At 36.1% G+C, this 15,019-nt stretch carries 11 protein-coding genes; 8 read left to right on the forward strand and 3 right to left on the reverse strand.

From position 1 onward, the window contains the following. Window positions 1-161: 161 nt before the first annotated feature. From smc to GJU39_RS03690, 5 genes are all read left to right on the forward strand, one after another. The gene (gene smc / locus GJU39_RS03670; RefSeq protein WP_154279342.1) at window positions 162-3,701 is read left to right on the forward strand and encodes a chromosome segregation protein SMC; all 3,540 of its coding nucleotides are present in this window, start codon (window positions 162-164) and stop codon (window positions 3,699-3,701) included. Between the two features lie 159 nt (window positions 3,702-3,860). After that, window positions 3,861-4,070 carry a DUF2281 domain-containing protein gene (locus GJU39_RS03675; protein ID WP_154279343.1) on the forward strand — a complete coding sequence of 70 codons (210 nt, stop codon included), beginning with the start codon at window positions 3,861-3,863 and terminating at the stop codon, window positions 4,068-4,070. Between the two features lie 344 nt (window positions 4,071-4,414). Next, the gene (locus GJU39_RS03680; protein ID WP_154279344.1) at window positions 4,415-5,365 is read left to right on the forward strand and encodes a M28 family peptidase; all 951 of its coding nucleotides are present in this window, start codon (window positions 4,415-4,417) and stop codon (window positions 5,363-5,365) included. 182 nt (window positions 5,366-5,547) lie between these two features. After that, window positions 5,548-5,922, forward strand: a complete 375-nt coding sequence (locus GJU39_RS03685) for a BlaI/MecI/CopY family transcriptional regulator (RefSeq protein WP_154279345.1) — start codon at window positions 5,548-5,550, stop codon at window positions 5,920-5,922. Further along, a complete protein-coding gene (locus GJU39_RS03690; RefSeq protein WP_154279346.1) occupies window positions 5,919-7,160 on the forward strand; it encodes a M56 family metallopeptidase in 1,242 nt (413 codons plus the stop codon). Before GJU39_RS03685 ends, GJU39_RS03690 begins: the two co-directional genes overlap by 4 nt. A gap of 88 nt (window positions 7,161-7,248) precedes the next feature. Here GJU39_RS03690 and GJU39_RS03700 read toward each other — a convergent pair whose 3' ends face one another. The 3 genes from GJU39_RS03700 to GJU39_RS03710 all read right to left on the reverse strand — a co-directional run bounded on the left by GJU39_RS03700 (window position 7,249) and on the right by GJU39_RS03710 (window position 10,394). Beyond that, window positions 7,249-8,412, reverse strand: coding sequence for an ATP-binding protein (locus GJU39_RS03700; RefSeq protein ID WP_154279347.1), 1,164 nt, complete (start codon window positions 8,410-8,412; stop codon window positions 7,249-7,251). Window positions 8,413-8,607: 195 nt separating this feature from the next. Further along, the gene (gene rsmG, locus GJU39_RS03705; RefSeq protein ID WP_154279348.1) at window positions 8,608-9,243 is read right to left on the reverse strand and encodes a 16S rRNA (guanine(527)-N(7))-methyltransferase RsmG; all 636 of its coding nucleotides are present in this window, start codon (window positions 9,241-9,243) and stop codon (window positions 8,608-8,610) included. A 23-nt stretch (window positions 9,244-9,266) separates the two neighbouring features. After that, the gene (locus GJU39_RS03710) at window positions 9,267-10,394 is read right to left on the reverse strand and encodes a glycosyltransferase (RefSeq protein WP_342448173.1); all 1,128 of its coding nucleotides are present in this window, start codon (window positions 10,392-10,394) and stop codon (window positions 9,267-9,269) included. Window positions 10,395-10,617: 223 nt separating this feature from the next. On the opposite strand from GJU39_RS03710, the gene tgt reads away from it, so the two are divergent. From tgt to GJU39_RS03725, 3 genes are read left to right on the forward strand one after another with little or no spacing between them, the layout of a single operon-like run. Next, on the forward strand, window positions 10,618-11,748 hold the full coding sequence (gene tgt / locus GJU39_RS03715; protein ID WP_154279349.1) for a tRNA guanosine(34) transglycosylase Tgt: 1,131 nt from the start codon (window positions 10,618-10,620) through the stop codon (window positions 11,746-11,748). 2 nt (window positions 11,749-11,750) lie between these two features. Beyond that, window positions 11,751-12,854, forward strand: a complete 1,104-nt coding sequence (locus tag GJU39_RS03720) for an LptF/LptG family permease (RefSeq protein ID WP_154279350.1) — start codon at window positions 11,751-11,753, stop codon at window positions 12,852-12,854. A 2-nt stretch (window positions 12,855-12,856) separates the two neighbouring features. Continuing rightward, window positions 12,857-13,735 (forward strand): DMT family transporter, encoded by an 879-nt coding sequence (locus tag GJU39_RS03725; RefSeq protein WP_154279351.1) that lies wholly within the window; start codon window positions 12,857-12,859, stop codon window positions 13,733-13,735. The last annotated feature ends 1,284 nt before the right edge of the window (window positions 13,736-15,019 follow it).

Below are 15,019 nucleotides of genomic sequence, written 5' to 3' on the forward strand. Positions count from 1 at the left end.
TGGATTGGAATGTTTTAACTGTAGAACTTTTTACATTTATTGAGGGTATTGAGATGTACATTCACCTTTGAAATAATCAAAACACCTGGTAAACTTTTGACTTCCACCCTAAATTTTCAAAATTTATCCTTATTATTGAGTTCTGTTCCTTTTATAAAACCATGCAACTTACCAAATTAGAAATTAAGGGTTTTAAGAGCTTTGGCGACAAGGTGACCATCAATTTTAATGAAGGAGTTACGGCTATTGTTGGGCCGAATGGTTGTGGCAAATCGAATGTAATTGATGCCATGCGCTGGGTTTTAGGCGAGCAAAGCACCAAAGCTTTACGGTCTGAGAAGATGGAAAATATCATTTTTAATGGCACTAAAAACCGCAAACAAGCACAGTTGGCTGAAGTGTCTCTCAGTTTCGACAATACGAAAAACATCCTTCCAACTGCTTATTCACAGGTTACGGTAACCCGGAAATTGTACCGTAATGGCGACAGCGAATATCGTTTAAATGATGTTCAATGCCGTTTGAAAGACATCACAGACCTTTTTCTTGATACTGGCATTGGTTCAGATAGTTATTCTATTATTGAGTTGAAAATGGTCGACGAGATCATCACCAATAAAGAACACAGCCGCCGTTCATTATTTGAAGAAGCATCGGGAATTTCGAAATATAAGCTCCGCAAAAAACAAACATTCAACAAGTTAAAAGATACGGAAGCCGATTTAGAACGCGTAGAAGATCTACTTTTCGAGATTGAGAAGAATTTAAAAACACTCGAAAATCAAGCCCGAAAAGCCGAACGTTATTATAAGTTAAAAGAGCAATACCGCGAACTCAGTATTCAATTGGCTACGCATAGAATTGCTTTCTTTCGTACTGATTTAAATGTCCTGGAGACCCAGGAACAAAATCAACAGGTAGCCAGAACGGAACTGAGCACCAGGATTGATCAAACCGAGGCCGACTTGCAAAAGCTAAAATTGGGGAGCATACATCAGGAAAAAAACCTTTCAGTACAACAAAAGGCTACCAATGAGTTAGTTTCGAAAATCCGCAGTTACGAGAGCGAAAAGAAAGTAAAAAACGAGCAGGTGCGCTTCCTTCAGGAAAAAGAAACCCGTTTGGCTGGCGAACTGGAAAAAGATAAAAATCAACTCAATCACATTAAATACAACATTAAGCGATTAAATGAAGAGGTTTTAACAGAAACGGAAGTTTTTAACCGTCTGGAAAGCGATTTAAAAACACTAAAATCTGCACTTGATACTTTAAGAGAGCAGCAACAAATCGAAAAAAACAGGACCGACAACCTGGTTAAATCCTTAAGTGAATTACAAAACCAGGTTTATCAGGCCCAAAAAGAGATTGATATTTTCAACATTCAGAAAGATGCTTTGGTACAGGAAACCAATCGAAATGTTGATGATACGGAAACCAAAACGCTGGAGCTTAAAGCATTCGACCATGCACTTGCGGAACTCGATATTCAGATCACTGAAAAGCAGCAAAGCATTAAGCAACTAAAAGAAACAGAAGAAATTTTAAAGGAACAACTGGCGGAAAGCGATCTTAACCTGACTTCAAACAAGGAAAAACTAACTTCAGAAAACCGTAAAAAAGATGCTAAACAAAATGAGTACAACCTTACTAAATCGCTGGTAGATAGTCTGGAAGGCTTTCCAGAGTCGATACGCTTCCTTAAGAAGAACAATGCTTTTGCAAAAAATGCTTTGCTCCTCTCAGATGTTTTATTTTGCAGCGAAGATTATCGCATTGCGATAGAAAATTACCTGGAACCAGTGATGAACCATTACGTGGTTGATTACTATGCAGATGCCCTTCAGGCTGTTAATCTTTTAACGGATGCTACCCGCGGGCGAGCAAATTTTTTCATTTTGGAGCATATTCAGGAGAGAAACTTGCCCGTAAGCCATCATGAAGGTTTAATTTCCGCACTTGCTGTGATCGAAGTTGATAAGAAATACCAGCACCTTTGCAATCTACTCCTGCAAAATGTGTACCTCGCAACTGATGAGCAGGAAAGTCTTTTTAAAAAATCACCAGCTGAAAGTTTAACCATCCTGGCTAAAAATGGAAAATATGCCCAGACCAAATTTACCTTATCAGGTGGCTCCGTTGGTTTGTTCGAAGGAAAAAGAATCGGTCGTGCGAAAAATTTAGAAAATTTAGCGAAAGAAATTAAACAGTCTGAATCGCTCATCAATCAATATAATCAAGCTATTTCTGCTGCCACGGAACAAATTTTGCAATTAAAAGATGCATCTAAAGTCAACCAAATCAACACCATACAACAGGAGCTTAACCGCCTGAGTAACGAACAAATCTTTGTTCAAACGCGTCGCGACCAGTATCAGGAGTTTATTACGACGAGCGAGAACCGTAAAACAGATATCGCCCAAAAGATTGTTTCCATTGAAAAGTCCCTTTCCGAAAAGTTACCAGCACTGATCGAATTGCAAAAGAAACAGCAACAAGATCATGTAAACCTGCAGGAGCAACAGTTAAATTATCAGGACATTGCAGATCAGGTAAATGACAGTGCTCAAAAATACAATCAGGATAATATTCGTTTTCATCAACAGCAAAATAAATTGTCAAGCCTGGAAAAAGATCTTGATTATCGGTTCGTTCAGGAAGAAGCTTTAGATAAAAGAATTGCCCAAAATGATAAAGAGTTGCAGGAAACATTGTTACAAATTACGGCGACTCTTCAACACACAGATCTAAGCGATGATACACTTTTAGAAATGTATCAACAGCGGGAAGAGATGGAAAAAGGGCTTGCTGAAGCAGAAAAAGAGTATTTTGATCGCAAGGGGAATATTAACGAGTTGGAAAACAGCCTCACGAATATCCGTAAAAACCGCGAGGAAACAGACTTTCTTTTAACTGAAATTAAGGATAAGAAGAACACACTTAAAATAGATTTAAACTCGCTGAAAGAACGCTTGGCGGTTGAATTTAACATCGACATCAACGATCTTTTGGAAACAGAAACGGACATAGCAGCGCTGGAAAGTGAATTTGAAATTCGCCAGAAAGTAGAAAAAATGAAACGCCAGCTGGATGAATTTGGTGCCATCAACTCTATGGCGATGGAAGCTTTCAAAGAAATGGAGGAGCGTTATGTATTTATTCAAAACCAGAAAAAAGACTTAAATGCGGCCAAAACAGACCTGTTGCAAACCATTAAAGAGATTGATGATACCGCAAAAGAAAAGTTTATGCATGCTTTTACTCAGGCCCGCGAACATTTCATCGTCGTGTTCCGCTCGCTGTTTAACGAAGAAGATAGCTGCGACTTAATCTTATCAGACATTAACAACCCACTGGAAGCCGATATAGACATTATTGCTCGCCCGAAAGGCAAAAGACCGCTTTCAATTAACCAGTTATCAGGGGGCGAAAAAACACTTACGGCCACTGCCCTTCTGTTTTCACTTTACCTGTTAAAGCCAGCTCCATTCTGTATTTTCGATGAGGTTGACGCCCCACTTGATGATACGAATATTGACAAGTTCAATAATATTATTCGTAAGTTTTCTGATCAGTCGCAGTTTATCATTGTATCGCATAACAAACGTACCATCGCCAGCACTGATATTATCTACGGTGTAACTATGGTAGAACAAGGTGTATCAAGAGTTGTAGCAGTAGATTTGAGGGAAGTAGCGGCTTAGAAAGCTTATGGGTTATGGGTTATGGGCAAACCTGAATTTATTGATATGTTCATTACCTATCAAACCAACTTTTATAACCCTACAGGGTATTTAATCAATAGCAATACGACGTTTGAAAAAGATTACTAAAAACGTATATTTGTTTAAGAAGCCAGAATTATGTTAGCTACGGTAAAAGGATACTACGAGGAAGGAAAAATTATTTTAGAAGAAAAGGCACCAGTTAGTTCAAAAACCGATGTGATCGTAACTTTTCTCACAAATGAACAACCGGAAATTGCACAGAGAATTCCTGGTGCATTTAAAGGCAAAATAGCTATAGCTGATGATTTTGATGAACCATTAGATGATTTAAAAGAATATATGTAATGCCATCCAATCATTACATTTTAGATACCCATTGCCAAATTTGGTTTCAGGAGAACAATCCAAAAATACCATCATCAGTAATGGACGTCATTCAAAACCTGGAGAACACGATCTATTTTAGCCAAAAAAGTTTGTTCGAAATTTCCATAAAACAATCTCTTGGTAAACTAACGTATATCAGTATTACAATAGAAGATATACACAATCAGGCTACTGCAGGATCCGTTCGACAGACTATTAATTTCGACAGCCATAGAAAATGATGCGACATTATTATCTGCGGATGAAAAATTTAAATTATATCCCAACCTTTTAAAACTATATTGGTAGCCAACACTTAACCTATGAAAATCCTATATATTATCCCCTTAGCTATGATGCTAAGCTGCTGTTCATCAGTTAAAAATCAAACTTCTACAGTTACGGAAAAACTAGATACACAACTTTTAAAAGATGTTGAAGTTCTTTCGTCTGATGCTTATCAAGGTAGAAAAACAGGCACTAAAGGTGCAGAAATGGCCAGAGCTTATATTACAGCAAGATTTCAAAAATTAGGCTTAAAATCTTATCCTCAAAATGTTAATTATGCTCAAGAATTTACTTTTAATTCAAGAAACGGGGCGAAAGTAAACGGTACTAATGTAATCGGATACATTCCGGGTAAAGGAAATAATATAATTGTAGTTTCTGCACATTATGACCATTTAGGTATTGTTAAAGATGAAGTTTTTAACGGCGCAGACGATAATGCATCAGGTACTGCCGGATTATTAAAAATTGCGGCTTACTTCGCGAAAAACAAACCTAATAATACCATCATTTTTGCTTCTTTCGATGCCGAAAAAATGGGTTTGCAAGGCGCTAAAGCCTTTGTTGCCAATCCACCGGTGCCGATCGGTACAGTTGCCGTAAACTTAAATATGGATATGATTGGCCACAGTGAAAAAGCTGAGCTATATGTTTGTGGCACCTTTAAATACCCAAATCTGAAAAAGTACATTGATACCACCAGAAAAGACATTAAAGTTTCTTTAGGGCATGATGATCCAAAACTTGGTCATGATGACTGGACAAACCAAAGTGACCAGGGTGCATTTAATGCAAAGGATGTTCCATTCCTCTATTTTGGTGTAGAAGACCATAAAGATTACCACAAAGCAACAGATGAATATTCTACCATCACTAAACAATTCTTCAGCAATGCCGCGGCTACTGTGTTAGATGTCGTTAAAAACATCGATCAGCAAACAGGCCTGCAACAATCGCTTAAAGATAAAATGATTATGAAAAACTAACATAGATAGTTTTCATTAAAAAATCTAAACCTGCCCATAAGGCAGGTTTTTTTATGCAATAAAATTTCACACATAAAATTATCTATTTGATTTACAGTTATTTAAAATTAAACTATAAAAATAGTTTGTAAACTATTTTTATAGTCGTACCTTCAATTAAGCAAACTATATAAATAGTTAAAATGATAAAAGAACTGACTAAAGCTGAAGAACAGATTATGCTGATTCTTTGGGAAATGGAAGAAGCGCTGGTTAAAGATGTGATTGAAAAAATGAACGAACCTAAACCTGCATATAATACAGTTTCTACGGTGATTCGGGTTTTAGAAGGCAAAGGATTTGTAGACCATAAAGCGATAGGTAACACTTATATCTACTTCCCTGTTATCAAAGAAGCAGATTATAAAAAATTTGCCCTTGATAAGGTGATGAACAATTATTTTGAAAATTCGTACGAAAGTCTCGTTTCATTCCTGGTAAAAGATAAGATTATGAGCAATGATGAATTAACTGAATTAATTCGGCTTGCAGAAAAACTTAAAAAAGATCAATCATGAATTTAATATGTTATCTACTTGAAGCCAACTTGTACCTCATTATATTTTATGGGTTCTATAAATTATTTCTGCACAAGGAAACCTTTTATACTTTAAACAGATATTTTCTGATTTTAAGTACTTTAATGGCTTTCACGATTCCTTTTTTCCAGTTGGGATTTTTGCAAACAAACGGTGTAGAAAGTCAAATAATGATCAATCAAAAAACCGAGGCCAGCACAAGTATCTTAACTATCGATCAAATTATCTTTATTATTTATTCGCTCCTGGCAATATTTTTTCTATCAAGGCTAGCCTGGAGATTTAAAAACCTTTTTAGGCTACTTAAACGATCAAATGTCAGAATTGAAAATGACGTCACCATTATAGAATTAAAGAATACAAAATCTGCATTTTCATTTTTCAATTTATTGTTTATTGATCCTGAATTACCGCATATAAATACAATAATGCATCATGAAATGACTCATATCAGGCAAAAACACAGTCTAGATGTATTGTTTTTAGAAATTATTGGAAGCCTAAACTGGTTTAATCCAATTATTTATTGGCTTAAAAACGACATTAAACTATTACATGAATACCTTGCCGACGAAGAAACCACAGGTAAAGGAATCGAAAAATATGAATATGCAATGTTCCTGATCCAAAATTCGTATGGCAACCAATCTATCCAATTAACGAATCAGATATTTAATTCATCCATTTTAAAAAGAAGAATAAACATGTTAAATCAGAAAAAATCTGCGAAATGGGCAAGGCTCAGATTGCTGTTGGTATTACCTGTTACAGGAGCATTACTTTGCGCATCAACGATGGCATTCACCAAGAATTACGGAGTGGTGGATCTTTATCCGAAAAAAAGTGCCGGACTTACAATAACTCTTCAGGATACTACAAGAAAGAAAAATGTTAAACAAATTAAGATAGCACCAGTTCCAACTGCGCCGGAAACTAAAACGAAAGGATCGAAACAAGTACCGCCACCACCTCCACGGCCGCCTTTAAAACCAAATTTCAAACTTCCGAAATCGCCTAATACTCCTTCACTTCCACCACCCCCTCCGGTTGAGCCTAAGGGAAAAGCAAAAGAATCGCGAAGCATTATCAAGCCAGCTAAGGATGCGAAAACTGTAGGTAAGCCAGAAGAATTAACTATTAAAATTATTGAGCCTTTACAGATAAAATCACCTGCTAAAAAAGAGGTAGTTTATGTAGAAGTACTTCCAAAAAGCTAAACATTACTGTGGCACATACACCACAAATTTAGTATCGAAAAAATCTTCTTCAAAATAGTCTGAAAGCGGATATAATTCTGCTTTCAGTTTATTTATATAATATAACTTTTTCCCAGGGATTTACGACAATACCATTACTTCGGTTTTGAGTAGCTGAACCAGTATAATAGATTAAAGTTTTTATATCTTTTTTATCACCTGCAACACTTTTAAAATACAATAAGCCCTTTTGATAATCAGTATTCATAGTAGCACCCGCCTTAATTTCAATAGCAGTAACAGCAGTTGCAGTATCAAGCAGAACGTCAAGTTCATTACCTGTCTTATCCCGCCAATAATATAGATTATCTTGCAAACCTTTATTTAAACGTTGCTTAAGTAAATCTATGATCACCATGTTTTCAAATAATGCCCCAATACTTGGATGAAAAGCCAGCTGCTCTTTATTTTGCAAACCCAGTAAACTACAAGCTACCCCTGTATCATAAAAATAAAGTTTTGGGGCTTTAATAATCCGTTTATTATAGTTATTATAAAATGGTTTCAACAGGTAAATTATATAACTCGATTCTAAAATGTATAGCCATGCCTGTACCGTTTTAGCATCAATGCCACAATCATTTCCTAATGATTGCATATTTAAAATTTGTCCCGTCCGGCCTGCACACAAACGTAAAAACTTCATAAACAAAGCTAAATTCGTTATATTCTTGAGTTGTCGAACATCTCTTTCTATATAGGTATTGATATAATTGGGGTACCAATCTGTAGCAGTAATTTTTTTATATAAAGGTTCTGGGTAACCTCCGTTAAAGATGTGGTTTTCGTAACCGGATAACAACTTAGCTGTTTTTAATTCTTTCAAACTGCATGGTAACAGATGAAGATATGCTACCCTGCCAGCCAAAGTTTGCGATATACTTTCTTGCATTAAAAAATTATTGCTGCCACTAAGTATAAAAAAACCAGCCTTATTGTTTTCATCAACAATTTGCTGAATATATGAAAATAAATGTGGTAGCTTTTGCACCTCATCTAAAATAGCTCCATTTTTAAACTGTCTTAAAAACCCATTTGGATCACTGATGGCAAAATCAGCTACATCCGGGTTTTCTAATGATACATATGGTTTACGTGGAAAAGTGATTTTGCAAATTGTCGTTTTGCCACTTTGCCTTGGCCCGACAACAGCAACTACTCTAAATTTAGAGGCCAACTGTTTTAATTTATTTTTTCCAATTCGCTGAATCATAAAGCAAATATAAAAAAAATAAGCCTAATCAGGAATCATATTCCTGATTAGGACAAAAAATTAACATAATAAATTCAAAAACAGATACTTAACAATTAACCAAATATTTTTTTATGGATTAAAAACCCAAATAGGCTATAAAACTAAAATTCCGGAAAAAACTGAAATGACTTTTTAATAAAGCAATTGGATTTACTATTGTGGCACATACACCACAAATTTAGTATCGAAAAAATCTTCTTCAAAATAGTCTGAAAGCGGATACAATTCTGCTTTCAGTTTTGATTCTTTAATTTCTTCTGCTAAATCGCCGCCCTTTAGGTAAAGAATTCCATTAGGAATGGCGTTTATGGCATCTTTTTTAAATTTGCCTTGAATCCAGGGGTAGAATTCTCCCAAACGGGTAACAGCCCTTGATATCACAAAGTTGAACTTACTTTTAATCTGCTCTGCTCTCAGGTGATCAGCTTGCAGATTATCCAATCCTAAGGCTGAAGCCACCTCCTTAACTACTTTAATCTTTTTGCCGATCGAATCTACAAGATGAAACTCAGTTTCAGGGAATAAAATTGCCAATGGAATGCCCGGAAAACCACCACCAGTACCAACATCCAAAACCGATTCCCCAGCTTTAAAAGTACAAACTTTGGCTATTCCCAGGGAATGTAAAACATGGCGTTCATACAATTCTTCAATATCTTTTCTGGATATCACGTTAATTTGAGCATTCCAGTAACTATATAGATCGAACAACTGCGAGAACTGAGCAATCTGCTTCTCGGTTAGGTCTGGAAAGTATTTTAAAATGATATCTGGTTTTACATCAGCCATAGGGTAACTCTTAATGATTGTAATTATTTCCAATTTACTTTTTTCTTGCCAAACATGGCCAGAAATCCGTTCAACATTAAAAACAGAAACAAAAGTATATCTAATATTGGGAACCACCAACGTAAATCGCCGTAGTTTAAACGTTTGAGCAACTTTGGATAAATAAAGCTTTTGATAATCAGGCTAAGCAAAAAAATTCCTCCGGCAATGTATTGTGCTTCCCTGCCTAAAAACATACTGGCTACAAAAAAGCCATAGAACAGAAACTGAAAAATGATCTGTAAGCTTAAAATGAATTTGTGCTTCGCTTTATACATCTTTCCAGCTCCAAAATGACGTTTTTTCTGTTTAAGATATCCGCCCCAGGTGCGGTTAGGCTCGCTCCACACATGGCTTTCCATATTTATTCGGATCTCCGTATTGGATCGGTTTGCATGGGCATTTACAAATAAATCATCATCACCAGATGGAATATGCATGTGTGCCGCAAAACCTTTATTTTTAAAGAACAGCGCTTTTTTATACGCCATATTTCTACCAACCCCCATGTACGGCATTCCTTTCAATGCAAACGAAAGGTAGTTTACTGCGGTGAAAAACGTTTCAAAGCGAATCAATGCATTTAATAATCCAGGCCTTTTAATATAAGGCGAATAACCTAAAACGATTTCTACATTTTCATCGGCAGGTTGCTGCATATCCATCAACCATTGCGCTGATGCCGGAGTACAGTCTGCATCTGTAAAAACCAACCAATCATGTTTAGCTGCCTTGATGCCCATGGTTACGGCGAACTTTTTACCGGCCAAAAACTTATCATTATCTAATATTTTTACAACCTTTAAATTGCTGTATCTCTCCTCCATTTGTTCCAGAAATTCCTCTGTACCATCCCAGGAACGGTCATTAACCACAACAACCTCATAATCCGGATAATTTTGGGTCATTAACGAAGGCAGGTATTCATTTAGGTTTTTAATTTCGTTTCGGGCACATACAATTACGCTGACTGGTTTTCTGCCAATAAACGGAACTTCCTCTACGGTTGCATTCGCTAACTTTAAATGAACAAATAATACGTAATAAAGCTGAACTAAAAGGCAGAAAGCCAATATGGCCAGCAGGATAATTTCTGGTAAGGTTAATATCACAGTGGTTAAATAAACAGGCGCAAATTTCGCATTTTAAATCTGCAATATACCTGATGTTTAAAAAAACCTGCCAATTTAATTTAGCCTACAGATTCAAAATCTAAAATAAATTAATTCTGTCACTTTGCTAAGCCATCAGCGGTATCGCAATTGTTTGGTTTAGGCCATTTAACTACTAAACAATATATATAGGTGTGTTAAATTTGTTACTTTTGTAACCTATATGAAATTTACTTTACAGGCAAACGATCCACTTTCAAAAGCCAGAGCCGGGACCGTTACAACTGCCCATGGCGAGATCCAAACCCCTATCTTTATGCCAGTTGGCACAGCCGGAACGGTTAAGGCCGTGCATCAGCGGGAGTTGAAAGATGATATTGATGCTAAAATTATATTAGGTAACACTTATCATTTGTATTTGAGGCCAGGTTTAGATATCCTGGAAACCGCCGGAGGTTTACATAAATTTATAGGTTGGGATCGTCCGATTTTAACTGATAGCGGTGGATACCAGGTATATTCGCTGAGTAAAGTACGTAAAATTAAAGAAGAAGGTGTTACTTTCCATTCACATATTGACGGATCAAAACACCTTTTTACACCCGAATATGCAATGGATATTCAGCGGACCATTGGTGCAGATATTATCATGGCCTTTGATGAGTGTACCCCATATCCATGCGATTATACTTATGCGGCCCAGTCGATAAAAATGACGCACCGTTGGTTAAAGCGTTGCTGCACCCGTTTTGACAATACGGAGCCAAAATATGGTTTCGATCAAACCCTGTTTCCTATTGTTCAAGGCTCTGTCTATAAAGATCTGAGAATAAAATCAGCAGAATTTATCGCCAGCATGAACCGCGAAGGCAATGCAATTGGTGGATTATCTGTTGGTGAACCTGCCGAAGAAATGTATGCCATGACGGAAGTAGTTTGTGATATATTACCCTACGAAAAACCCCGTTACTTAATGGGGGTGGGTACGCCAATTAACATTTTGGAGAACATAGCGCTTGGTGTTGACATGTTTGATTGTGTTATGCCAACCAGAAACGCCAGAAATGGGATGCTTTTTACCAGGAATGGGATTATCAATATCAGAAACAAAAAGTGGGAAAATGATTTTTCTCCGTTGGATGCTGAAAGCGATTTACATGCAGACCAGGTAACCAGCAAAGCATATTTAAGACACTTAGTGCACAGCAAAGAAATGCTTGGAGCGCAAATTGCTACTTTACACAACCTACACTTCTACCTCTGGCTGGTTAAGCAAGCAAGAGAGAAAATAATTTCAGGCGAATTCTACGACTGGAAGAATAAAATGGTGAAGGTTTTAGGCCAAAAATTATAAGAATGAGTCTGTTAAAAGGGAAGATAAAAATCGTTGATCAGTATATTATCGGTAAATACCTGGGTACATTTTTTTATACACTGGCTATTTTCGTAATCATTATTGTGGTATTTGATCTATCCGAAAAAATGGATGATTTTATGAAGAGCGGACTCAGCTTCTGGGGCATTCTGTCCAAATACTATGCTGGTTCAATTCCTTTTTATGTGAACATGCTCTCCCCGCTGATTAACTTTATTGCAGTGATTTTCTTCACCGCTAAAATGGCTGATCAGACAGAGATTGTTCCAATCTTAAGTGGAGGCGTTAGCTTCAACAGATTTCTCTTACCTTATTTCATTTCAGCTACCGTAATTTTCTCTGCCAATTTAGCCTCCAATCTTTACATTTTACCTTACACCAATACGCTAAAAAACAGTTTTGAAAATACCTACGTTAAGCGTAACGATCCTTCAACGAAGACAAATATCCACATGAAACTGGATGACAAAACTTACATCTATCTGGAAAGTTTTGATAACAAAACGAATTATGGATACCGGTTTTCGCTCGATAATTTTAACGGAGATGTACTGGTGCAAAAGATCGTAGCAGACAATATTAAATGGGATTCTACGAAGCGAAAATGGCAGCTGAGCAATTACTCCATTCGCAGAATAAATGGCTTAAAAGAATCGATGATTTACGGCAATGGTAAACTAAAAGATACCATTCTGGATATGCGTCCGAATGATTTTTCAGCCTATGCAAATGTGGTTCAAAACTTGTCTACTGAAGAGCTGGCAGACAAAATCCGGAAGGAAAAAGTCAGGGGAACGGGGATCATGAACGATCTGGAATTTGAACAATATAAAAGATTTTTACACCCGCTTTCGGCCTACATCTTAACCCTGATTGGCGTGGCGCTATCATCACGTAAAGTACGCGGTGGCGTAGGCGTTTCATTAGGGATCGGGATCTTTATCAGTTTCGCTTATATCGTTTTCAATCAATTTACCCAGATGTTTTCTACTAAAGGTGGATTACCACCGGTAATTGCCGTAATTTCCCCCACCATTGCCTTTGGTTTACTCGGCATTTATTTACTGAAGAGAGCGCCAAAGTAATCATGGAAAGCACCAAAAAAAACTTATTAATTCTTCATTTCACTGTATTAATCTGGGGCTTTACCGGGGTGCTTGGTAAGGTAATTTCAATAGATGCCGTACCGCTGGTTTGGTACCGGGTTTTGATTGCCACAACCACACTTTTGGCCTGGTTTCTGATTACTAAAAAGAATATAAAAATTACAAAAAAACAATTTATCCAATTCTTCTTAACGGGTGCAATCGTTGCTATCCATTGGATATTTTTCTTTCATGCCATCAAAGTTTCGACCGTTTCGGTTACCTTGGTTTGCCTTTCTTCTTTCACTTTATTTACTGCAATTCTGGAACCACTGATTAAAAAACAGCCAATCCAGATCGGTGATATTTTAGTCGGCTTAATCATTATTCTAGGTATTTACATGATCTTCAAATTTGAAAGTCAATATACTTTGGGGATTATTTTTGGATTACTTGCAGCCGTAGCATCGAGCTTATTCTCCACTATTAATTCTACACTGGTACAAAAAAGCGAACCCTCAATTATTGGTTTTTACGAACTGGTTGGCGGCCTTTTCTGGATCACCTTATACCGTTTATATGATGGGTCATTAATCAACTCTTCATTCAACCTGAGCTTAAATGATTGGTTTTATATCGGTATTTTGGGCACGCTTTGCACCTCGGTAGCCTACGTTGCGGGGGTATCTGTTATGAGAACCTTATCTGCATTTCGGGTGGCATTGATCACCAATCTGGAGCCCGTTTATGGAATTCTTTTAGCCTTTATTTTCTTCAAAGACAGGGAGCAAATGACTGGCGGTTTTTATATCGGAGCTATTATTATTTTAAGCACAATTTTCTTTTATCCTATCTATAAAAAAAGGAAAAGTAAAGTATAAAATTTGGAGTTTTTTCAATCTCATTTATGCAACAAAGTAATACATTAATCTGCACCAAAAACAACCTGTTTTAAGGCCTTTCCTCAAGTACTAAATGACTATCATTTTACACGGATAATATTGGGTCTTCCGCTAATCAAATGATCAATTTTTTCAATCAATACCGTTGCATCTTACCCCTTAAAGTATAGGCTGAACCAAGGGTGTTTTATCATAATTTAATCATTCCTACAACCTAAAATTCATAGCGGTCTATACTCCTTTCTTGCCTAAAGTATTACCAATCAAGATTCACAAAATAATTCAACACCCATAGCATAGGTTACAAAAACAGCTATAAATGAACTCAAAAATGGACCTAAAAATAAGGGGACTGCAGCCATATTTTGAGCTAAAATCTTTAAATTCACTTTTATGATTCTCCATAAAAGAACTTTAGTACTTAATTCTTAAGGGCTTAATAAAGCCTACTGAAAGCTGATTAAAACATTGATTTAAAACACATTACACCTGCAAATATTAGTTTATCCAGATTCGCTGATAAAAACCTAAAAACGTACCGTAGTTGTTAAATACTCGATAGAATTGCAATTATGAGTGCTAAAATTGAGGTGTTTTGGGAATTTTAAACTTTTAAAATCATACAAATTTTGCAGTTGAAGTATAAATTTCGGTAGAAAATTGATGATCAAAAAGTAAGCTGAGGGTTAAGATAATCCAGATTATTCCGATATCCTCCAAGCATAAACCCTACTGAAAAATAAATCATTGTCACTTATTGGAAATTAATATACCAGATCATTCAACTAAATAAAAATTAAAAATATTAAATAAGTGACATAAAGACAGTAATAATATTTCCAGTTTAGTTACCAAAACAATAGTGAAATACGAAAACCGATTCGCAGATTATTAGGAATTTCACAATTTCAATAATCGTTAAGCTGGTAAAAATCGAAACAAATAACCCAGATTGACTGAAGATCACTGATCGATTTTCAAACTCAAAGTTTAGCATCAGTGGATTTTTCATTGCGGAGAATCAAAATTGAGTTCAATATTTCGCTTAGCGCAAAAATGATTTCGATCCTAGTGGCATCATCACTTGGGGAAACTGAGGAAAATTTTCTCATAAAATCGATTAATAAGTGTAATTTAAAGCACTGAATTCAATGCACTATAAAAATGTAACTATAGGCATTTAAATTGCTAAATTCCAACTATAAATACCCATAAACACATGGAATATAGAATTTACATAATATACATAATAAACTGATTATC

The sequence above is a fragment of the Pedobacter petrophilus genome, from assembly GCF_009674725.1.
GTDB lineage: Bacteria > Bacteroidota > Bacteroidia > Sphingobacteriales > Sphingobacteriaceae > Pedobacter > Pedobacter petrophilus.